We start from the raw sequence: 21,966 nt of genomic DNA, 5'->3' as shown, positions 1-21,966 counted from the left end.
CTTTGTTGGATAAAGCTTAAACTTTTACTGTTCTATTATAAGAACTGACCTAACGCTTTAACTTGGTCTAACATGCGGTTTGAGAAACCCCACTCGTTATCGTACCAAGCCATCACTTTAACAAGCTTACCATCTACTTTAGTTTGAGTAGAATCGAAGATTGAAGACGCTGGGTTGTGGTTAAAGTCGATAGAAACAAGTGGTAGTTCGTTGTATTCAAGAATACCTTGCATTGCACCTTCTGATGCTGCTTTAACGACTTCGTTGATTTCTGCTGCAGTTGTTTCACGCTTAGCAACGAACGTTAAGTCTACTAAAGAAACGTTGATTGTTGGAACGCGAACTGCCATGCCGTCAAGTTTACCCGCAAGTTCAGGAAGCACTAAGCCAACCGCTTTAGCTGCACCTGTTTTAGTTGGGATCATTGACTGAGTTGCGCTACGTGCACGGTATAAGTCTGGGTGATAAACGTCAGATAAGTTTTGATCGTTTGTGTAAGCATGGATGGTTGTCATGCTACCTTGCTCGATACCTACTGTGTCGTTGATTGCTTTTGCAATCGGTGCTAAACAGTTTGTTGTACACGATGCGTTTGAAATGATGTTGCTGTCAGCGTTTAAAACTTCGCTGTTAACACCATGAACAACCGTTGCATCCATATCAGTACCAGGCGCAGAAACAATAACTTTTTTAGCACCGGCTTCAATGTGTTTTGTAGCTGCTTCACGTGAAGTGAATAAACCCGTACATTCTAATACGATATCGACGTTTAATTCCTTCCAAGGAAGGTTTGCAGGATCACGCTCTTGAGTAAGGGTAATTTCATCATTACCAATTAGCATGGTGTTTTCAGCAAGTGTTACTTTTTGAGAAAATTGACCGTGTACTGAGTCAAATTGAGTTAAATGCGCGTTAACATTTGCTGGTGCTAAATCGTTGATAGCAACAATTTTGATTTCGTTGTTTTGAGCTGACTCATAAAGAGCACGTAATACGTTACGACCGATACGTCCATAGCCATTAATTGCAACATTAATCATTCTAATATCTCCCGTTAATTATTTTACTTCACTTGCTTGGCGAGCAAGCGCTTCAATGGCTTGCCAGTCTTTGTTTTCAATAAGTTGTTTATCTAACATCCAAGTACCACCTACACAGATTACGTTTTTAAGTGCTAGGTAGTTAGGTGCTGTTTCAAGGCTAATGCCGCCAGTTGGGCAGAAAGTCACTTGCGGTAAAGGGCCACCAATTGATTTAAGCATTGCTGTACCACCTGCCGCTTCTGCAGGGAAGAACTTTAAGAACTTAAAGCCTTGGCTTGCTAATTTCATTACTTCACTTGGTGTTGCTGCACCGGGTAAAAATGGAATATCAGACTCTTTAGCCAGTGCTAATAATTCGTCGTTTACACCTGGGCTAACCATAAAATCAGCACCAGCTTCTACAGATGCATTAAATGTCGCTTTATCAATAACAGTGCCCGTGCCTACGTATGCTTCAGGTACAGCTTCTTTCATAAGCTTTACTGCTTCTGCCGCAATCGGCGTTCGCAAAGTAATTTCTAATGCTTTTAAGCCACCGTTATAAAGCGCACGCGCAAGGGGTGCTGCATCTTCAAGTTTTTCGATAACAACAACCGGTACCACAGGTGCCGATGATAAAATTTTCTCAATGCTCATTGTATGTTCCTCATAGCCCAGTAACGGCGTATTATTATTCTAAACCGAAGGCGCTAGCGCCAAGGTCTGCACTACTTACTATATTTCTGAAACCTGCGAATAATTCTCGGCCTGTACCATATGTTTGGCTTGGTTGGCTAAGTTGTAATTCACGTTTTGCTAATTCTTCATCGCTTACGTGTACTTTTAATACACCCGCTGGTGCATCAAGTGTCACTAAATCACCTTCGTGAATTTTAGCGATTACACCACCTTCAACAGCTTCAGGTGCTAAGTGGATTGCTGCAGGCACTTTACCTGATGCGCCCGACATACGACCGTCTGTCACAATCGCCACTTTGTAGCCTTGGTCTTGTAGTGTTGCCATTACTGGCGTTAATTTATGAAGCTCAGGCATGCCTTTCGCTTTCGGACCTTGCTCTTTAATTACAGCAATAAAGTCGGTGTTTAATTCACCACGGCTATACGCTTCTTGTAACTCGCCTTGTGAGCTAAATACTTTAGCTGGCGCAGAAACAACCTGATGTGACTCAGCCACTGCAGATACTTTAATAACTGCTTTACCAAGGTTACCTGTAAGAAGCTGTAAACCACCCTGCTTACTAAACGGATTATCAATCGGACGCAATACTTCTTCGTCGTGTGACTTTTCAGGACACGCTACCCATTTAACTTTGCTTGGGCCTGTGCTGTTAGTCATGATCACTGATGAATCTTTATCTAACATTGGCTCTGTGGTGTAAGCTTCAAGGCCATCACCAACAATCGTTTTCACGTCGTTGTGTAGGTAACCTTTGCTAAGTAGTTGCTTCATTAGGAAGCCCATACCACCAGCAGCTTGGAAGTGGTTCACATCTGCTGAACCATTCGGGTAGATGCGCGTAAGAAGTGGCACAACTTCAGATAGGTCAGCCATGTCTTTCCACGTAAGGATCACACCCGCTGCTTTAGCGATTGCTACTAAGTGGATTGCGTGGTTTGTTGAACCGCCTGTTGATAACAAGCCGACTAAACCATTAATAATTGTTTTTTCACTCACTACGTCTGCAAGGCAGTTAGCATCTTTTGTTTCGATTAACTGCTTTAACATGGTTTCTACAGCATGACCTGTTAAACCATCACGTAGTTCTGTGTATGGGTTAATGAAAGAGCTACCTGGTAAATGTAGACCCATGATTTCCATTAACATTTGATTCGAGTTTGCTGTGCCGTAGAAAGTACACGTACCCGCACTGTGATACGATGCGCTTTCTGCTTCTAAAAGCTCTTCGCGACTTACTAAGCCTTGTGCAAATTTTTGACGTACACGGGCTTTTTCTTTATTCGGGATACCCGATTGCATTGGACCTGCTGGTAAGAAATACGTTGGTAAATGACCAAATGATAAGGCACCAATTAAAAGTCCAGGGACAATCTTGTCGCATACGCCTAAACAGAAAACACCATCGAACACGTCGTGCGATAAAGAAACCGCTGTAGACATTGCGATCACATCACGCGAAAACAATGACAGTTCCATACCATCACGGCCTTGTGTCACACCGTCACACATTGCAGGTACGCCGCCAGCAACTTGTGCTGTTGCATCATACTTAGTTGCAAGGTTTTTGATGATTTCTGGATAGTCTTTGTAAGGCACATGCGCAGAAAGCATGTCATTATATGAATTGATAATCGCTAGATTTGGTTGCTCGTCTGCTTTTAAACGAGCTTTGTCATCGCTGCTACAAGCAGCCATAACGTGTGCAATATTACCACAGCCTAAACCAGCACGAACTCTTGTTTGTTTTTTTGCGTGCGCGATTCGCTCTAAATAAGCTTGGCGGGTCTCTTTACTACGTTCAATAACGCGTTCGGTGACTTCTTGGATACGAGGATGCAACATAAAATTCGACTCATCTCTATAGTTAGAGGATAAAGGCTCAGTAACAATTACAGACTCCACGAAAATAATTGTACTGAGCATCTTTGATTTACCCGTTCAAAGGTACGCTGACAGGCTGTCTCTCACAACCAACCTGACACCGGTGTCACTGTATTAACTCACGACTGTGACACCGGTGTCAACCCTATCTGTTAAATTTAGTTTAATTTTTTAAAATGACCAAATAATGAACAGTTTTATTTTAATAGAATATGAGTAGAATTCATGTAAAGCACCACTATCAAAGGTGTAACCATAAGAAAGGTTTTGTTGTGAGCTTTATTTAAAAACAGCAACTTACAGCATAAAAATGCAATTTTTAGATTGAAAATAAAAAAGCCCGAGAACGCGTCACTCATTCTCGGGCTACTGTGAAAAAACAAGATGAAATTTATTTAATCGCTGCTGTCGACTCGCGAGTAATCAATTTTGCCTCAAGGGTTACTTGGTAAGGAGACTCTTGTGGGTCGCTAATATGAGTGATCAGTTGTTTAACCGCTTGCTGAGTCATCTCTTCAACCGGTTGTGCAATGGTCGTTAACCCTGGCCAAATATGGCGAGCAATAGGTGCGTTATCAAACCCAGCAATAGAGATATCATCCGGCACTCTTAACTGCATTTGCGTAGCAAGTTTTAGCACCGCCGCTGCCATGTAGTCATTTGAAGCAAATACCGCTGTTGGGCGAGGGTTTAAATCTAAAATAGTACGCGCACTGTCAACACCAGAGTGATAACTAAAGTTACCTTCTTCAACTAAGCGTTCATCAAACTCAATACCATTTGAGGCAAGTGCTCTGCGGTAACCTTTAAAACGCTGCTCTGTCGCACTGTGATCAGGGTGACCTTTAATGAAAGCGATTTCTTTATGACCAAGCTTAATAAGATGCTCTGTTATTTCAAAAGCCCCCTGCTCGTCATTACTTCTTACCGAAATAGAGTCGTCTTCAAGTACCGCTGATGCGACACGAGCATACGGGATCTTTTTAGATTTTAAAAAACTTACAAGTTCAGGAAAATCTGAAAATGGAGGGGTAAGTACAATACCGTCTAAACGAGAAGTTTGAATTAAATGTTCAATGTTGCTAATTAATTCTTCTCCTCGTAACTCGCAAGGGTGGATCAATAAGTTGTAATTAAGCTCGTGACACGCAGCTAAAGCACCGGTTTGCACACGGGTGATATAGCTTTTACTCGGATTATCGTATAAGCAACCAATAATAAAACTACGGTTTTGAGCCAAACCTCGAGCGATTGGGTTTGGCGTGTAATCAAGCTCTTTAAATACCTTAAGTACTTTTTCGCGCGTTGCATCACTCACGTTAGGCTCATTGTTGAGTACGCGAGATACTGTTTTTTTCGATACACCGGCATAGCTGGCGACACTGTTGATGGTTACTTTCTTCATCCGCTCTACATCCAACTGCTAGTTACGCGTTACTATTTACATGTAAACACGCAGCAGCACCAATGAATGGAATGTTGTCTTGTGTTACAAGCGTAACGGGGATCTGTGAAGTATATTGCGACATAATGCCTTTGTCTGCAAAACGCTCAACAAATCGACTAGATAATAGACGTTGTTGCATGCGAGGTAAAATACCACCACCAATAAATACGCCACCTAAAGCACCGAATGTCAGGGCTAAGTCCCCTGCTACGCTGCCGATCCAATCACAAAATTGATTAAGTGTTGCATCACACACTTCGCATTGACCAGTGGTTGCAAGCTCGCTAATTTGTGCTGCATCTAAATTTTTTGCTTCAACACCTTTTACCGCTGCCATAGCACGATATAAATGTGCGATCCCTGGGCCCGAGAACACAGTCTCAACAGATACATGATTTAACTGCTTTTTAAGCTCAGTGATTAACAAGCGGTCTAATTCTGTCACTGCCGCAAGAGAAATATGCCCTGCTTCGCAGCTAAGAACAGCGCTGCCTTGTGATGTGCGAACTAAACACGCAGCACCAAAACCAGTGCCTGGTCCCATAACCGCAATGTTCGCATTTTCATCAGCCTGACCTGCTTTAACAGCCATATTTTGCGAATCATCTAAATACGGTGCAGCGTAAGCAAATGCAGCAAAGTCGTTGATTACTTCAAGTTGCTCGAATGAGAATTCTGCTTTTAAATCCGCAACATTAAAGTGCCAACCTAAGTTTGTTAAGTGAACTTGGCCTGCTTTAATTGGGCCTGCGACTGCTAAACATGCACGGCTTGGCTTAGGAAATGAAATTTGGCTGAAGTACTGGTTAATTGCACTTTCTAATGAGCCAAAATCAGCACTTGGGAATGTTAAATTGTGCTCGATAACAAACTGGTTAGTTTGTGCATTAAAGTCAGTGATTAAAGCGAAACGAGCGTTAGTGCCGCCGATATCGGCAACAAGAATAGGAGCAAATTCTGTGGTTGTCTGTGTGTTCATGATGTTTTCTCTATTTGTCTAAGCTGGTTGCCGCTTATTTTTCTAGTTTTCAATGGCAAAGCCACTGTGTCTGCTAAACTTTGGGTCATTACCTCAAAGAAGCTATCTTTTGTATTAAAAAAATGCTGCCCAAATGAATGGGCAGCCAAATACGTTTTGACAACAAAATGATAAAACAGTGACATTATGACACCGGTGTCAGATTGGGATCAATAAAAATTTTCATTATTTGTGCATGCATACGTATTTATTGGAAAAACCTGCGTATTAAGTATCGAAAAAGCATTTATATACGCATAAAAAATGCCTAGCTGTGTACAGAACAGCCACACACACGCCGCTTGTCACAAATAGCTTGAAAAAAATAATAAATAGCCGAAAATGGCAAATACTACTTCTGTTATTTGGTAACCATATGAAAGGTAAGGCGACATCTTTTGACATTGCACATTATGCGGGTGTGTCGCAGTCAACCGTGTCTCGCGCGCTGCGAAATAGTCCTTTGGTCAACGAAGAAACGCGTCGACGTGTTCATGAGGTAGCAAAGCAGCTCAACTATAAAGTTGATAAAAATGCCAGTAACTTAAGAACACAGCAAAGTAGCACCCTCGCCCTGTTGTTATTTGAAGATCCCACTTCGGATGAATCACAAATAAACCCTTTCTTTTTGGCAATGCTTGGCAGTATTACTAGAGCCTGTGCGAAAGAAGGCTACGACTTACTGGTGTCGTTTCAGTCGAGTAGCTCTGATTGGCAAGCCGATTACGAAGACAGCCACCGTGCAGATGGCTTAATTCTGCTTGGTTATGGTGATTACCTCGATTATCAACCTAAATTTAAAACCTTAATTGATCAACACACGAAATTTGTCTGCTGGGGTGCAAGTGTTGATAACCGCCCAGATTTAACGGTGAGCTGCGATAACTACGGCGGTGGTAAATTAGCAGCAGAACATTTACTTGCAACCGGTAGAACTGATTGTGCATTTATTGGCGATGCTTCTGATCATAGCCCGGAGTTTTTTGCCCGCTACCAAGGCTTTAAAGATGCATTTTTAGCAAAAGGCATAAAACTTAACGAACGAAAAATGGCGAATGCCATTTCGACAGAAGAATCTGGCTATCACGCGACTCGCTCTCTCATAGCAAATAACATTCGCTTTAACTCATTATTTGCCGCCAGTGACCTTATTGCTATTGGTGCTATTCGCGCATTGAAAGAAGCAAAAATAAAGGTCCCTGATGATGTGCATGTTGTTGGCTTTGATAACATTGCTGTTGCCAGCTTTGTAAACCCACCACTCACCACTGTTCAACAAGACACCACTCTTGCCGGGCAAATGTTGGTCGATAACCTGCTCAAGCTTATTCGTGGTGAAGATGTAGAGAATACCCTTTTACCACCGCGATTAATTATTCGCGGTTCGAGTGTTTAATTTTGTGGCGATAACAGCCTTGTTATCGCCTACTTCCTACTCAACCAGACACTGATTGCATTAAAATTAGTTTTTTTTCGATTTACCCAAGACTATTACTTCGAAAAAGCAGATAATTACACCTATTATGATGAAAATGCTTATCTGGCATAACGCTTTAGATGGCAACGCGCACAAAGGTGGAATTTTTTAATGGAAATTAAAGTTAATTTTCTCGACAACCTCAGACTTGAAGCCAAGTTTGATGATTTTTCAGTCATTGCAGACCAACCTATTCGCTATAAAGGTGATGGCACTGCACCAAGTCCATTCGATTACTTCTTAGCATCTTCTGCATTGTGTGCGGCTTACTTTATTAAAGTGTATTGTAATTCACGTGATATCCCGACTGACGGTATTCGTGTTGCGCAAAACAATATCGTTGACCCAGAAGACCGCTATAACCAAATTTTCCAAATTCAGGTTGAGTTACCAGAAAGCCTTTCAGAGAAAGATCGCACAGGTATTTTACGCTCTGTCGAGCGCTGTACAGTTAAACGTGTTATTCAAACTGGCCCTGAATTTAAGATCGATACTGTTGAAAGCATCGAAGCTGATGCGCAAGCAATGCTGATGGCAAAACCAAGTGATGACAGCAACACGTTTATTTTAGGTAAAGATTTACCACTTGAAGAAACCATCGCAAATATGACGGCCATCCTTGAAGAGTTAGGGATGAAAATCGAGATTTCTTCTTGGCGTAATATTGTGCCAAATGTATGGTCACTTCATATTCGTGATGCAGCTTCGCCTATGTGTTTTACTAATGGTAAAGGTGCAACGAAAGAAAGCGCACTATGCTCAGCTTTAGGTGAGTTTATTGAACGCTTAAACTGTAACTTCTTCTATAACGATCAGTTCTTAGGCGAAGACATTGCTAATAGCGAGTTTGTTCATTACCCAAATGAAAAGTGGTTTGCTCTGACTGACGATGACTCTCTACCTGAGGGTATTTTAGATGACTATACCCGTGAAATTTATAATCCAGATGGTGAGCTATGTGGCTCACACCTAATTGATACCAACTCGGGTAATAAAGAACGTGGTATTTGCTCTATTCCTTATGTACGCCACTCTGACGGTGAAACTGTTTACTTCCCATCAAACCTAATCGAAAACTTATTCTTAAGTAATGGTATGAGCGCAGGTAACAACTTTGCCGAAGCAAAAGTACAATGTTTATCTGAAATTTTTGAACGTGCTGTTAAGCGCCAGATCATTGAGCAAGAAATTGTTTTACCAGACGTACCAGAGGACGTTTTAAACAAATACCCAGGGATTGTTGCGGGTATTAATGGCCTTGAAGAACAAGGTTTCCCTGTTGTAGTAAAAGATGCCTCACTAGGCGGTCAGTTCCCAGTGATGTGCGTAACACTCATGAACCCTAAAACAGGCGGTGTATTTGCCTCTTTTGGTGCGCATCCAAGCTTTGAAGTGGCGTTAGAGCGCAGCTTAACTGAGCTATTACAAGGTAGAAGCTTTGAAGGCTTAAACGATGTGCCTAAACCGACGTTCAATAGCATGGCTGTGTCTGAGCCAGAAAACTTTGTAGAGCACTTTATTGATTCAACTGGCGTGATTTCATGGCGTTTCTTCAGTGCTAAACACGACTATGAGTTTGTTGAGTGGGATTTTTCTGGCAGCAATGAAGAAGAAACAGCGAGCTTATTCGGTATATTAGAAAGCTTAGGTAAAGAAGCTTACATTGCTGAATTCTCAGACCTTGGTACTGCATGTCGCATTTTAGTGCCTGATTTCTCAGAAGTGTATCCAGTAGAAGACTTAATTTGGGACAATACCAATAAAGCACTAAACTTCCGTGAAGATATCCTAAACCTGCATCGTTTATCAGAAGATCAACTTGCTGATCTCGTTGAGCGCTTAGAACAAAGTGAACTTGATAACTATATTGATATCATCACCTTAATCGGTATTGAGTTTGATGAAAACACTGTATGGGGTCAGTTAACGATTCTTGAGCTGAAGCTACTTATTTACCTAGCACTTGGTGATTTAGAAGCAGCAATGGAGCTTGTTGAAGCATTCTTACAGTATAACGACAATACCATTGTTGAGCGCGGCCTATTCTACCAAGCAATGCATGCAACGTTAGAAGTCGCACTGAGCGATGACCTTGAGATTGAAGATTACATTCATAGCTTCACCCGTATGTTTGGTCAAGAAACGATGGATGCAGTTGTTGGCTCAATCAACGGCGATGTAATGTTCTATGGTTTAACAGAAACCAGCATGAAGCTTGAGGGCTTAGATAGACACCTTCGTTTAATCGAAAGCTACAAAAAGCTACACACTGCTCGCGCTAAAAAAGCAGGGCTATAATCAGGTAAATCGAGCTGTAAGCAACCAACTTACAGCTCCATCCCTCTGTTTATTAAGGAAATTAATTAATATCTCAATAAAATACTTACATTTTTATATATTTGCGCTGTAAGCACCCCTACCTTGTCCAGTTCTGTTTAAACTGATAAATTTCGCTCAAGTTTCACCCTATCGATTTTTTAAATGGACTTAAAAGACTTCATTTCAGCCCCCCTTATCCTGCTTGTACTGTTTTGCTCTCACCCTTGTTTTGCAAAAATAACAATTGGTGTATCAAGCGAAAATGGCGAATCATTAAAGTACTCACGTAAACACTTTCACGGTGAATTAAAATCGGCTTATAGCTGTGTGTTCAATCACCTAGATACCGATTACGATGTTATCACTGTACCGCAAGCACGGCTTATTAAAATGTTGCAAAACAATGAAGTAGATATAGCCATGCCACTTTTATTATTACCACAGAGAGATCTATTTGCGGTTCGCTCAGCAACAATTTATCAAGTTGGATATGAACTGATAAGCCAAAGCGCAGACCCAGATTTGAGTATCGAGAATTTACGCAGGCAGGCTAACTTGAACGGTATCGTGTATAAACGCGGTACTGGGGCACGTACCTTAATGCTTAAATATTTAGGCATTGATAAAAATGAATCGCTAAGCCATGAACATCAAGTTAGTACATGGCAACAAGCCGTTGATTTCGTAGCTAAGAATAGAGCTGGTATCACAGCCCTACCGACTGTAATTGCAAAAGATATCGAGCCTCACCACTTTAATGGCGTTACGCGTATTAAAATGCCAGACCACCAATTAGGGCTATATATGTCATCACGTTTTGCCAAAAGCACTGATGCAACTGTGATCAATGATGCATCAAAAACCTGTAAAGAAGTTAGATAAACGATAGATTATTTAGTTTTAAGCTCGGCTAAACGGCTTTCAACTTGTAAACGCTCTTGCTCTGTTAGCTCGCCATAAAGCTTGGGGTATGGCCAGCCATAACCCCAACGAAAGCTGGTAGGTAAAAAAGGTGTGCCACCCACTCTGACCCCAGCAAGCATCAATACTGCAATTTCTTGCTCACCTACTTTTGCAACACACTTTTTTAAATCAATGTCAGCTTGCTCTCGTTGCTTGAAAGTACCGCCTTGCCAATATGCAAGGTCATGGGCTGTACAGCAAGCCAACCATAAGTTTTTATGTTCTAAGGTACCATCAGGAAAAGAGCTGCAACCATCTGTAGTGAAGGGTTTAAGTTCAGCACTACTGGTAATAGAAACATGAAAAAGTAACATCAAACCTAGGATAACGTTAGGATAATTTGCCACGCTCAAGACCTTAAGTAACGACTTAATACTCAACTTGGTACGCAAACCCTTCACAACTCAGCGCTTTTTGGCAATCAGTATCTGCATGTGCACTGATATAACACTGTCCATATACAATCGCATTGCCACCCCTTTGCTGTACTTTACTTTTAAGAGTATCTTGGAGTTGACTTCTAGATCCATCAATATCATCAAACGGACCAGCTTGTGGTAAATGCATATCACTTTCTAATTGGCAATAATAGCTCGAAACCTGGCCAAGAAATGTTGCTCTATAGCTCACTAATTGGCGATCTGTAAATACTTCAACATTGTGACCTCGTACTGAAGTTTCAACATCACCAAGCACATATTCACCCACGTTTGTATTTATTGCACAAGAGCACAATAAGCTAACACTCAATAAAGTAGATAAAACCCTATACATATTTGTACCTTCCCTGCATTGATTGATCGGCTTCTAACTCCGCCAAATAATAATGGCTTTTGTTAACTGAACTAAAGATAAGCAATCTTAACGTACCTATATAGGGAAATCACAATTAAATTGTAAAAAAGTGCAAAACAAAAAAACCGCCTAGATTAGTTCGGCGGCTTAATTATTTAAGTAGTTATTTAAAAGAAGCTTACTTTGCTAATGTTTCGGCTGCTTTTTCTGCAAAAAGGTTACCTAGTTTTATATAGTAATTACTTTTATAGTGCCATTTATCTTCAATGAATTCGACAGGTTCATCAAAGGCGATTAAATGAGCATTAGCATTTGATTTAACAAACTTTTTTTGAGCATCCCATACACTCTCTATATATGGCATCATGCGTGTTTCTGGTGTTTTACCAGAGTCTTCGATTCTGCCAAGAATGATTGGTAACTTTTTATTGCCAAATGTCATTTTCATATCATTCATTAGGCTTGTTAAATTAGCTAAATAAACCTTAGATGCTTGCTCATGATAGGCATCGGCCTCACCCTGCATCCAAATGATCCCTGCTGGGACTAAAGTATCTGCTTCACCATCACCGTCTATATCATTATTAGCTAACGCAGATCTTACTGTAGTTTGAAAGTTATCCCATTGGTTGATCTTGGAGTTGTCAGCATAGTTCTGCCCCCACGTACCAAAGCCAGATGCCCCAAGCGCAATAGATGAGCCACCACGCGCATATTTAATAATGGCTATTTTTTTACCCGTGAGCTCAGATAAACGTTTACCAAAACTCAATTCAGGGCCAAATCTATCAGATAAAATAATTGCATGATCTGTCGATCTTGCGCCTGTACCAAAGCCCGGCATTAAATTAGTCCAAACACCTTTGCCACCATTTAATGCATCATCAGCAACCGGGTTACCAAAAAAAAGTAACGTATTTTCAACTGGTTTTTTATACTGCGCTGGTAGGTCTTTATTAAAGCCAAATCCTTCCATATTTGATTGGCCGCCCATAAAGTAAAGCAAATAGTCATCCGCTTTACTTTGCGTACTTACTGCTAATAGAGCACATAAAGCTAGTTTTTTTAACATTATTTTTCCTTTTGCCAAAAGCAACATGCCCAATAAATATTGGGCATGTTAATTACGTTTTTACTTCAATGCGTCTTCAACAACTGGGTAATGATCCCACACATGTTTATCGCTCACTGAACGGAGTAACTTGATATATTCAGCGTGAGTCCAAGCCAGTGGTGTGGCAGAGTTTGTACCCTCACCTAGCTGATAGCCTGCTTTATTGTTGCCTACGCCATCCCAAACTTGTTCAGGTAACATCATGCCTTCATTGGCAAATGCTTCCATACCTTTTACATAGGTGTCTTTAATCACTTGTTGCTTCATCGCATCAAGGCTATTGGTTGCGTTTGCCGCAGCGATTTCATAGTGACCACGCTCACCTGTGAAAAACGGCCATACACGACCACGTTGACCAGGGGTGTTATTGCCACCTTCGGCATAGTTGTTACCTGTCACTTCATCTTCACCGTAACCATCGTTACCATAGCGACGGTAACCAGGGAATGAACCTGAGCCATCAGCAAAATTAAAGGTGTAACGCACTTGTAGGTTATCAACTAAGGTTTCGTCATCGTATTCTGGTAATGTTTTTACAATGCTTGGCGCAAGTGCATCACGAACACCATAACGTACAAGCTCTAAGAAACCACCATCAAGGATTTGCTTTTTATCAAAGCCTTCACGGCCATTATTGGCGTTAAGTGTGGTTGATGAGTTTGGATCTTTGTCTTGACCGATACGAATGAAATATTCACCATCGCTGTTTTCAGACTTAAGGTTACCTTGAGTCGTAAACATGGTGCTTTCAATTTCACTATTGTAGGTTTTAGCCGTTGCTAAGTAACGCTCTGCATTTTTAGTGTCACCTGCTTTTTTAGCAATATCAGCAGCTGTCACAAGGCCTGCAACAACCGCAGCCGTTGTTGAAGGAGAGAAACCATTTTGTTCTTCCCAACGCTCTTGTTGCGTAGCAGGCGGTGTAATTTGAGTGTCATTCCAAAGAATTTTCGCAAGACCACCATCAACTAAGAAATCAGCAGCTGGTTTTAACATTTTGCCATACCAATCTGTCAGCTCTTGATCGCTAAGTACGCCAGCTTGATGTAGTTTCCACGCTAACATAATTGGCATTGCTGTTTGGTCAAGCTGAACTCCTACCCACTCAAGCTCACCATCAACATGCGTCTTTTGTAAGAACCAACCCGTATCACCACCATTGCCAGGTGTGTTATCTGTTACTTGTACTTTTTCTAGATATTCAAACGCCGTTTTAGCGGTACGTGTATCACCCATGGCCATAAATGCCATTGCTACTTGATAGAAATCACGTACCCAAACCGCTTTATAACCGGTAGAACCTGTTTTAGCTGATACTGTTTCACCCCAAGGGTTAGACAGTGACGCAATTAAAGCACCGGCATGAGTTTTATCTTCTTGCGCTTTCAACACCATGGCGCTTGTATAGAGCAGCTTACCATTATCTGCGGTGCTGTTAGTTAATGTGCTCAAAGGTTCAAGGCTTGCTAAGTAGTCTTGCCAACCAATTGCAGCACCTTCACCGTTATATGCTGCAAGCACTTTTTGGTAACCTTGGTTTAAACTTGCTTGGCCTTCTTTTAAGCTTGCAGCTTCAGAGTTACCAAAGCTTAACGCTAAATCAAAGGTGGTGTTTTTTGATACTTCACCAAGCTCTGCAAGTAAGCTTACATTACCCGACTTATCACCAGTATTTTGGTAAATCGTTGAGAGTGATTGCGATGTTTTTAACTCTTTTAAGCCATCACTTACACCCGTAAAGCCAACGCTTGCTTGCTTAAATGGTTTAGCGGCTTGTAAAGATAAAAAGCTATCATCTTGCCAAGCAACTAGACCCTTATCAGTCACTTTTGCAAAATCATCTAAGCCGTTGTTATCAATGTAAGGGTTTACATTAACGTAGGCTTTTACACCTTCAAGATCGGTATTAAATACGCTACGAACAAACAATGTTTGCCCGTTAGGATCTGTAAAGATGTGTTTTTCTAGGGTGAAACGGCCTTGTTTATCTTTACTTACCACTTTGTACGCAAGCGATAATGGGCGACCAGCGTCGTCTTTGTATAAATAATCAATGCTTACATCAAGATCATCGCTCTCTGTAACGGTAAAGTCTTTACCGACTACAACAAACTGCATATCTTTGATTTGCGCCTGGTGAATTAAACCAAACATAGTTTCTGTGATCATGCCTTTCGCGATTGAGAACCATACTTTTGATACTTTGCCAGTAGCAGCTGCATCGCTATAGTGGCCGTCTTGGTATTGCTCGTAAGAGGTACCAATACCCGTTTTACCTGAGTAAGCCCAAAAAGGCTCAACACCCGGAGCTCCTGGCGCAGACACTTGCTCAACTGCTGTATTAACTGATTGCTCTGAACTACAAGCTGTTAAACCTAACGCTAACAAGCTTGCCGTAATAAGATTAAATTTTTTCATTGTGTGTCCTTATTATTGTTGCTTAACGCGCAGTACAGCGACTGCTGCTAGTACGAATGACACTGCACCAAGCACTAACGCATAAATCGGTTGATTATCAAAAAAGTGGCGTAAAATTAGGCCTAATACGCTTGCCGCTAAAAGCTGCGGAATAACAATAAAGAAGTTAAAGATACCCATGTACACACCCATTTTCTTACTTGGTACTGAGGTACTTAACATTGCGTATGGCAAAGATAGAATTGACGCCCAAGCAAAACCTACCCCAATCATCGGCCAGATAAGTAAACTTGGATCTTTGATAATAATGAAGCTGACCAGACCCAATGCACCTAGCACTAGATTGATAGCATGGGCCATTTTTAGCCCCACCTTTTTAACGATAACCGGAATACACATTGCAGCAATGGCAGCAAAACCATTGTAAGCGGCAAATAACACACCAACCCAATCAGCGCCGTTGTTATAAGCAAGTGAGCTTGTGTCACTGCTGCCATAGTGGAAACTGGTTACTGCCGACGTGGTATAAATCCACATTGCAAATAATGAGAACCAGCTAAAAAATTGTACCCAAGCCAATTGCTTCATTGCCTCAGGCATTGTGAATACATCATTCACAACTTGGTAAAAACCACCATTGGTTGCGTTTTTAGCCTTTAAAGCCCCTGCAATAAATTGAATAACACCAAAACTAATCAAGCCGCCAGCAAGTAAATAAAGCTCTTTTTCAAGCGATAAACCCGTAACAATACCAAGCACGACAAGACCAAGAACCGTAAAGATTACCGCGCCTTTATTAAAGTTTACATCACTTTGAATATCACTTGCGTCATCACTTTGCTCTTGCTCATGAAAGCTTTCAAGCTCTTCTGGCGAATACTCTTTAGTTGTAAATACAGTCCAAAGAACAGCAATAACAAGTACAACTGCACCAAAATAAAACGAGAATTTTACAGAATCTGGGATTTGCCCAGCAGGTGCTGTATTAGCAATATCGAACCAGTTAGTCATCATCCAAGGTAACGCAGACGCGACAACCGCACCAACACCAATGAAGAAGCTTTGCATTGCATAACCCGTTGCGCGTTGTTTTTTCGGTAGGTTATCACTGACAAGAGCACGGAATGGCTCCATAGTCACGTTAATTGACGCATCCATGATCCATAACATACCCGCCGCAATCCACAGGCTTGGTGAGTTAGGCATAATGAACAACGATAACGTCGTTAAAATAGCCCCATAGAAAAAGAACGGACGACGACGACCTAACTTATTCCATGTTTTATCACTCCAATAACCGATGATCGGTTGTACAATAAGACCAGTTAATGGCGCTGCAACCCAAAGGATTGGAATATCATCAACATTGGCACCTAGGGTTTGAAAAATACGGCTTACATTACCGTTTTGTAATGCAAATCCAAATTGGATACCTAGGAATCCAAAACACATATTCCATATTTGCCAAAAGCTTAGCGTTGGTTTGTTATTATTCATAGTCAGCCTTTAAGGTAAATACTGCACTGCTTAAGCCGTTCAGTTGTAATTGAATTGGCGCCTTTGTTGAAGCCTCAGGAATCACAATGTCTGCATGATTTTCGAGGTTATCAGTTAACGTTAAACCACTGTGGTTAAGCTTAGGTAACAACGTTTGGTTAAGAGTAAGCTCAACATTTTGTGGGTTTTCTGAAAAGTTACTTACTACAAGCACCAGTTGTTGACCTAGCTTACGCGTAAAGGCAATCACTTGCTCTGAGCCTGTCAATTCAACCGCTTGCATGTCACCACCAACAATGGCAGGAAGTGTGTTTAACGACATTAACTTGGTGTAGTAAGCGCGAAGATCAGCTTGCTGCTTTGAAAGCGCACCGCCATCGAATTTACCATTATTCATCCATGCTTGATGCGCAGGTACACCCATATAATCGAAAATGCTGGTACGCGTTGGGTCCCCAAAACCACCGTCCTCAGAGCCATCTTCACCGACAGCTTGACCAAAATAAAGTAAGGTTGGCGAGCGCGACATCAATGTAGATACCACCATCGCTGGCTTACCTTTTTCACTACTACCAGCGAAATCTGGGCTAGCAATACGTTGCTCATCATGGTTTTCTAAAAAGTGCAGCATGTGCTCTTCAATATCCGCCACTTGGCTTTGGATATCGAAAATAGTATCCGCTGATTGCTTGCCTTGCATCACAGCTTTAACCGTGTCGTAAAATCCGACTTTGTCGTAAAGGTAATCCATCTTACCTTGCTGGATATAAGGGCGATAAAGCGTTGGGTTATATACCTCAGCCAAAATAAAGGCATCGCTTTTTTGCATCTTGATTGATGAGTTCAAAAAGCTCCAAAACTCAACAGGCACCATTTCTGCCATGTCATAACGGAAACCATCGACACCTTTATCTAACCAATAAAGCGCGATATCGCGGAATTTATACCAGCTATTTGGTAAGTCTTTATCTTGCCAAAATGCGTAGTGCGCACGGTAATCTTTATCAGCGTAATCATCCGGTAGTGTTGGGAAGTCGTAGCTGCCATCTGGTTTCACACCGTAATTGATTTTAACTGTTTCGTACCAATCATTGATGTCAGGTTTAGCAGCGCGTGCCCCATTACCCGTCCATTTTGCTGGGGTTTCGGCAAACTGATTATCAGCAAGAGGATGCGGGTTACCACCTAACACTTGGTAGCTATCGCTGGTAGGAACTTGAAATGACTGCCCTGTTACATAGTAAAAGTTATTATCGCGAGCATAGGTTTTCGTCGTGTCATCATCAGCACCAAAATCCTTTACGCCTTCAGGCTTGGCGACCGACTCATAGTTACGCGCTACGTGGTTTGGCACAATATCAATAACAACTTTCATACCGTGCTCATGAGTACGATTGATTAGCTCTACAAACTCCTCTAAGCGGCGCTCAGGGTTAATTGCTAAATCAGGATTAACATCATAATAATCCTTCACAGCATAAGGCGAGCCTGCACGGCCTTTGACAACATCAGGATCATCTTGTGACAAACCGTATTCGGTATAGTCAGTTACTAAAGCATGACGCGGTACACCAGTGTACCAAACATGCGTTGTACCTAGCTCTTTAATGCCTTGTAGTGCAGCATCATTAAAATCAGCGAATTTACCTACCCCATTTTCTTCTAATGTGCCCCACGGTTTATTAGTGGTGTTAGTGTTACCAAATAATCGAGTGAATACTTGGTATACCACAGGCTTAGAGATAGCTGCTTGGCTAGATTCTGATTGCTGCTGTTGCGTGTTCTGCTGTACTGGCGCATCGTTACCACAGGCAGTTAAACCTAAAACCGAAGCCACTACTAACGCAGTTAGTTTGTATGTTGTCATCATTACTTCATTTTTCTGTAAATATCAGTTCATACTAATGTTAAGGGCTGCATACGGACAGTAAATGCATACGTATTCAGCCTATTAGTTGCAATTATTCAAGCTCGATTAAGCGTGCTTGCATAGCTTTTAAGCGGATTGGCGATGCAAGATCAACGCGTTTTTCGCTGATTAAATCACGTCCTTTATTATTGCCTTTCAGCACTTCTTGCATGTAGCTTAAATCCCAATCAATGGCTTGTTGGTTTTTGTTAAGAACAACCAATACAGTTTGGCCATTGTGCTCTCTCACATAGCTGTAAACGCCTTGCTTTGGTGAAAAATGCATTAAACGACCTTCGCTTAACGCTGGTTTTTCTTGGCGCAGCTTAAGCAGTTTTTTCATGCTAGCTAACATCTCTTGCTGATCAGCTGAAAGCCCCTCACCTGTGAAGGCATTTGCTTTTTGACCTTTAAACCCACCTGGGAAGTCAATACGAATATCACCGTGATCATTACTAGGTGTGTTATCGAGCAGCAGCTCAGTGCCGTAATAAATTTGTGGAATACCGCGAGTTGTTAACAGCAGCGTCATGGCTAATTTAGTTTTTGCGAGGTCTTGACCCAGCTCAGTGTAAACACGGCTCATGTCATGGTTATCTGCAAACACTAAAATGTTATCTGTATCAGCATATAAAAAGTCATTCGCCAGCGATTGATATACTTTTACCCACCCAGTATTCCAGCTTTCTTCTTCATTAATTGCTTGGATTAATGCCTCTTGTAATGAAAAGTCCATCACACTTGGTAAATCAGAGGTATAACCATCTTGATTGACTTTACCGCGCTGCCAATAAGAAGCAATTGCTGGGTTAGTTGTCCACTCTTCACCGACAATATTAAAGTTTGGATACTCGGTCATAATCGCTTTAGTCCAATCGGCTAAAAATGCTTTATCTGAGTATGAATAGGTATCAACACGAATGCCGCTTAAGTTGGCGTATTCAATCCACCAAATGGCATTTTGAATCAAATACGTTGATAGTAACGGCTGGCGCTGATTTAAATCAGGCATCGACTCAACAAACCAACCATCGTTAAATTGACGTTTGTCGTATTGGCTTGCGTGAGGGTCTTGGATTGTTTGTCTGGCGTGACTGGTTGCATTTTTACCGTTTTCAAACTTGCCATCAAAGTTAACCCAATCAGCTGTTGGCATGTCACTCATCCACTGATGTGATGAACCAAAGTGATTAAGTACCATGTCCATCACTAAGCCGATACCATGCTCTTTCGCTTCTGCAGATAAGGTTTTATAAAGCGCATTGCTACCCATGCGCGGATCAACTTTGTAAAAGTCAGTAATAGCGTAGCCATGATATGAATAGTTTGGCATATCATTTTCAAGTACAGGTGTTAACCAAAGTTGCGTCACACCTAAGTCCTCAAGATAATCTAGGCTATTGATAACACCTTGAATATCACCACCATGTCGACCTCCTTTAAAACTTGGGTTTGCTGGCTCTTGCATTCCAGCAACGGTGTCATTGTTTGGGTCACCATTTACAAAGCGATCAGGATTGATTAAATAAAGCGTATCTCTATTTGTAAAGCCATGACGATTGGCACTTTGCTTATCACGGGCATTTAATGGGTAAGTAAATTCTGTGCCATCTTTAGCTTTAAAAGTCAGTGTTCCCGCCTTTGCATTATCGCTAATGGTTAAATCTAAAAACGCGTAATTAGGGTTATTCGTTGTTGTCACCCCTTTAAACTCAACGCCTTTGTAAGGCATCATTTGCCACGTTTTGTTAGCAATATTGTTATCGTAAAGCATGACTTGTAATGAGTCATTTTGCATCTCTACCCACCAGTTTTCTGGTGACGCAGTAATAGCAAAACTTGCTGTTGAGTTAAAAAGTGTAAATGCGGTCGTTAGCGCTAAAAATGATTGTGTTTTTTTCATAATTAATTTTGTACTTTTTCTAAGAATTGACTGTGGCTCGGCAGCTGCTCGACAGTGCTATTAATCAAGGTTTTTAAATTACTAAATAGCTCATTTAATTGCTCATCTGATAACGCATCAGTTAATGGATGGTGATCTTCTGCAATAAGCCCTTGCCCTATCATCACTTGCTGCCATGCAACTTCGGCGAATAGCTCATCGTCTTCTCTAATGAGTTTGCCACTGGTTTTAAATAGCTCAATTTTCTTTTTAAGACTGCTTGGAATATCCATGCCTTTACAAAAACGCCAAAACGCACTGTCATCACGCTCAGTAATCTTGTAATGAAGAATAATAAAGTCACGAATTCGCTCAAATTCTGTTTTACTTTGTTGATTAAATTCATCCACAAGGCTTTGTTTAATACCTTGATGAGGAAAAAACTTAATTAAACGAATAGCTGCACTTTGAATTAAATGAATACTGGTCGATTCTAATGGCTCTAAAAATCCGCTCGATAAGCCAACTGATACTACATTTTTATGCCACTGTTTTAAGCGACGACCTGTTTTAAACTTAATAACGCGGGGCTCTGTCAGTGGTTTAGCAGGTAGGTTTTCTAAGAGCTGTTGCTTTGCCGCTTCATCTGATAAGAAACGAGAAGAATATACAATGCCGTTTCCTACACGATGCTGTAATGGTATTTGCCACTGCCAGCCTGAGTCTCTTGCAATTGAACGTGTATAAGGAATTGCATCAGCAGCTGATTCACTTTGCACCGCAATCGCACTATCACATGGTAACCAATGTGACCAATCTTCAAAGCCAGTATTAAGAGTTTGTTCTATCAATAAAGCACGTAAACCGGTGCAATCAATAAATAAGTCGCCATCAATATGCTCGCCATTTGTAAGCAGCAAAGAGCGAATATGCCCGCTCTGATGACATTGATTAACCGATTCAATTTTGCCTTCAATGCGATTTACTCCCCGTGATTGCGCTAATCCTTTTAAGAATTCGCCATATCGAGTGGCATCAAAATGGTAAGCATAATGTAAGCCCGCTAACTGGGTGTTAGGAATGTGTTTAAGGTGGGCAAACTTATGTGCTTTGGCAGCTTGATAGTTAAGTGAAAAATCCCAAAAGTCAGGTGCATTGTTAGCTTGATGTGCTTTTAACCAAAAATGGTAAAATTCACAAAACGGAAAATCTTTACCTATCTCACCAAAGGCATGCATGTAGCGGTGGCCTTGGCTGCGCCAATTCTCAAACTCGATACCGAGTTTAATCGTTGCACCAGTAGCCTTAATAAATTCTTTTTCAGAAATGCCAAGCGCACCATTTAGATGCAAAATAGGTGGAATGCTCGCTTCACCTACACCAATAGTGCCAATTTCTGCTGACTCAACCAAGGTGATCTCAATCACTTTACCCAGCACTTTATTAAGTAACGCAGCGGTTATCCACCCTGCTGTGCCACCACCGGCAATCACTACCTTGGTTATTTTTTTTGATTCCATAGTA

At 41.3% G+C, this 21,966-nt stretch carries 16 protein-coding genes; 3 read left to right on the top strand and 13 right to left on the bottom strand.

Going from position 1 to position 21,966, the window contains the following annotated elements; genetic code table 11:
- Window positions 1–35: 35 nt before the first annotated feature.
- The 5 genes from gap to glk all read right to left on the bottom strand — a co-directional run bounded on the left by gap (window position 36) and on the right by glk (window position 6,029).
- The gene (gene gap / locus C2M25_RS03650; protein ID WP_105180424.1) at window positions 36–1,040 is read right to left on the bottom strand and encodes a type I glyceraldehyde-3-phosphate dehydrogenase; all 1,005 of its coding nucleotides are present in this window, start codon (window positions 1,038–1,040) and stop codon (window positions 36–38) included.
- A gap of 18 nt (window positions 1,041–1,058) precedes the next feature.
- On the bottom strand, window positions 1,059–1,679 hold the full coding sequence (locus tag C2M25_RS03645; protein WP_063705675.1) for a bifunctional 4-hydroxy-2-oxoglutarate aldolase/2-dehydro-3-deoxy-phosphogluconate aldolase: 621 nt from the start codon (window positions 1,677–1,679) through the stop codon (window positions 1,059–1,061).
- A 34-nt stretch (window positions 1,680–1,713) separates the two neighbouring features.
- Window positions 1,714–3,564 (bottom strand): phosphogluconate dehydratase, encoded by a 1,851-nt coding sequence (gene edd / locus C2M25_RS03640; RefSeq protein ID WP_105180423.1) that lies wholly within the window; start codon window positions 3,562–3,564, stop codon window positions 1,714–1,716.
- Window positions 3,565–3,994: 430 nt separating this feature from the next.
- Window positions 3,995–5,008 (bottom strand): LacI family DNA-binding transcriptional regulator, encoded by a 1,014-nt coding sequence (locus C2M25_RS03635; RefSeq protein ID WP_105174038.1) that lies wholly within the window; start codon window positions 5,006–5,008, stop codon window positions 3,995–3,997.
- Window positions 5,009–5,030: 22 nt separating this feature from the next.
- Window positions 5,031–6,029: a glucokinase gene (glk, locus tag C2M25_RS03630; RefSeq protein WP_063705682.1), complete on the bottom strand. Its 999-nt coding sequence runs from the start codon at window positions 6,027–6,029 to the stop codon at window positions 5,031–5,033.
- A 415-nt stretch (window positions 6,030–6,444) separates the two neighbouring features.
- Here glk and C2M25_RS03620 point away from each other — a divergent pair, with 415 nt between their 5' ends.
- The 3 genes from C2M25_RS03620 (at window position 6,445) to C2M25_RS03610 (ending at window position 10,746) form a co-directional block, all read left to right on the top strand.
- A complete protein-coding gene (locus C2M25_RS03620) occupies window positions 6,445–7,464 on the top strand; it encodes a LacI family DNA-binding transcriptional regulator (RefSeq protein ID WP_105174036.1) in 1,020 nt (339 codons plus the stop codon).
- A gap of 192 nt (window positions 7,465–7,656) precedes the next feature.
- A complete protein-coding gene (locus C2M25_RS03615) occupies window positions 7,657–9,843 on the top strand; it encodes an OsmC domain/YcaO domain-containing protein (RefSeq protein ID WP_105180421.1) in 2,187 nt (728 codons plus the stop codon).
- Between the two features lie 183 nt (window positions 9,844–10,026).
- Window positions 10,027–10,746 carry a hypothetical protein gene (locus tag C2M25_RS03610; RefSeq protein ID WP_105180420.1) on the top strand — a complete coding sequence of 240 codons (720 nt, stop codon included), beginning with the start codon at window positions 10,027–10,029 and terminating at the stop codon, window positions 10,744–10,746.
- Between the two features lie 8 nt (window positions 10,747–10,754).
- Here the strand turns inward: C2M25_RS03610 and C2M25_RS03605 are convergent, their stop codons facing one another.
- The 8 genes from C2M25_RS03605 to C2M25_RS03570 all read right to left on the bottom strand — a co-directional run bounded on the left by C2M25_RS03605 (window position 10,755) and on the right by C2M25_RS03570 (window position 21,962).
- On the bottom strand, window positions 10,755–11,141 hold the full coding sequence (locus tag C2M25_RS03605) for a hypothetical protein (protein WP_105180534.1): 387 nt from the start codon (window positions 11,139–11,141) through the stop codon (window positions 10,755–10,757).
- A 55-nt stretch (window positions 11,142–11,196) separates the two neighbouring features.
- Window positions 11,197–11,601 carry a hypothetical protein gene (locus C2M25_RS03600; RefSeq protein WP_063705687.1) on the bottom strand — a complete coding sequence of 135 codons (405 nt, stop codon included), beginning with the start codon at window positions 11,599–11,601 and terminating at the stop codon, window positions 11,197–11,199.
- Between the two features lie 199 nt (window positions 11,602–11,800).
- On the bottom strand, window positions 11,801–12,694 hold the full coding sequence (locus C2M25_RS03595; RefSeq protein ID WP_158679669.1) for a sialate O-acetylesterase: 894 nt from the start codon (window positions 12,692–12,694) through the stop codon (window positions 11,801–11,803).
- A 60-nt stretch (window positions 12,695–12,754) separates the two neighbouring features.
- Window positions 12,755–15,154 carry a glucan 1,4-alpha-glucosidase gene (locus tag C2M25_RS03590; RefSeq protein WP_105180418.1) on the bottom strand — a complete coding sequence of 800 codons (2,400 nt, stop codon included), beginning with the start codon at window positions 15,152–15,154 and terminating at the stop codon, window positions 12,755–12,757.
- A gap of 12 nt (window positions 15,155–15,166) precedes the next feature.
- Window positions 15,167–16,651: an MFS transporter gene (locus tag C2M25_RS03585; RefSeq protein WP_063705692.1), complete on the bottom strand. Its 1,485-nt coding sequence runs from the start codon at window positions 16,649–16,651 to the stop codon at window positions 15,167–15,169.
- Window positions 16,644–18,518 carry an alpha-amylase family glycosyl hydrolase gene (locus tag C2M25_RS03580; protein ID WP_442792926.1) on the bottom strand — a complete coding sequence of 625 codons (1,875 nt, stop codon included), beginning with the start codon at window positions 18,516–18,518 and terminating at the stop codon, window positions 16,644–16,646. The genes C2M25_RS03585 and C2M25_RS03580 overlap by 8 nt, the downstream gene beginning before the upstream one ends.
- A gap of 94 nt (window positions 18,519–18,612) precedes the next feature.
- Window positions 18,613–20,463, bottom strand: coding sequence for a glycoside hydrolase family 13 protein (locus C2M25_RS03575; RefSeq protein ID WP_105180416.1), 1,851 nt, complete (start codon window positions 20,461–20,463; stop codon window positions 18,613–18,615).
- A gap of 2 nt (window positions 20,464–20,465) precedes the next feature.
- A complete protein-coding gene (locus C2M25_RS03570; protein ID WP_105180415.1) occupies window positions 20,466–21,962 on the bottom strand; it encodes a tryptophan halogenase family protein in 1,497 nt (498 codons plus the stop codon).
- Window positions 21,963–21,966: the final 4 nt, after the last annotated feature.

The organism is Pseudoalteromonas sp. T1lg21 (assembly GCF_002964625.1).
Taxonomy (GTDB): domain Bacteria; phylum Pseudomonadota; class Gammaproteobacteria; order Enterobacterales; family Alteromonadaceae; genus Pseudoalteromonas; species Pseudoalteromonas gelatinilytica.
The sequence above is the reverse complement of the archived record's forward strand: the minus strand, read 5'-3'. Positions and strand labels throughout refer to the sequence as shown.

What these genes read in the sequence shown, in the direction of transcription:
- gap (WP_105180424.1), bottom strand. Translation starts at nt 1,040, where the DNA reads ATGATTAATGTTGCAATTAATGGCTATGGACGTATCGGTCGTAACGTA.
- C2M25_RS03645 (WP_063705675.1), bottom strand. Translation starts at nt 1,679, where the DNA reads ATGAGCATTGAGAAAATTTTATCATCGGCACCTGTGGTACCGGTTGTT.
- edd (WP_105180423.1), bottom strand. Translation starts at nt 3,564, where the DNA reads ATGTTGCATCCTCGTATCCAAGAAGTCACCGAACGCGTTATTGAACGT.
- C2M25_RS03635 (WP_105174038.1), bottom strand. Translation starts at nt 5,008, where the DNA reads ATGAAGAAAGTAACCATCAACAGTGTCGCCAGCTATGCCGGTGTATCG.
- glk (WP_063705682.1), bottom strand. Translation starts at nt 6,029, where the DNA reads ATGAACACACAGACAACCACAGAATTTGCTCCTATTCTTGTTGCCGAT.
- C2M25_RS03620 (WP_105174036.1), top strand. Translation starts at nt 6,445, where the DNA reads ATGAAAGGTAAGGCGACATCTTTTGACATTGCACATTATGCGGGTGTG.
- C2M25_RS03615 (WP_105180421.1), top strand. Translation starts at nt 7,657, where the DNA reads ATGGAAATTAAAGTTAATTTTCTCGACAACCTCAGACTTGAAGCCAAG.
- C2M25_RS03610 (WP_105180420.1), top strand. Translation starts at nt 10,027, where the DNA reads ATGGACTTAAAAGACTTCATTTCAGCCCCCCTTATCCTGCTTGTACTG.
- C2M25_RS03605 (WP_105180534.1), bottom strand. Translation starts at nt 11,141, where the DNA reads ATGTTACTTTTTCATGTTTCTATTACCAGTAGTGCTGAACTTAAACCC.
- C2M25_RS03600 (WP_063705687.1), bottom strand. Translation starts at nt 11,601, where the DNA reads ATGTATAGGGTTTTATCTACTTTATTGAGTGTTAGCTTATTGTGCTCT.
- C2M25_RS03595 (WP_158679669.1), bottom strand. Translation starts at nt 12,694, where the DNA reads ATGTTAAAAAAACTAGCTTTATGTGCTCTATTAGCAGTAAGTACGCAA.
- C2M25_RS03590 (WP_105180418.1), bottom strand. Translation starts at nt 15,154, where the DNA reads ATGAAAAAATTTAATCTTATTACGGCAAGCTTGTTAGCGTTAGGTTTA.
- C2M25_RS03585 (WP_063705692.1), bottom strand. Translation starts at nt 16,651, where the DNA reads ATGAATAATAACAAACCAACGCTAAGCTTTTGGCAAATATGGAATATG.
- C2M25_RS03580 (WP_442792926.1), bottom strand. Translation starts at nt 18,518, where the DNA reads ATGACAACATACAAACTAACTGCGTTAGTAGTGGCTTCGGTTTTAGGT.
- C2M25_RS03575 (WP_105180416.1), bottom strand. Translation starts at nt 20,463, where the DNA reads ATGAAAAAAACACAATCATTTTTAGCGCTAACGACCGCATTTACACTT.
- C2M25_RS03570 (WP_105180415.1), bottom strand. Translation starts at nt 21,962, where the DNA reads ATGGAATCAAAAAAAATAACCAAGGTAGTGATTGCCGGTGGTGGCACA.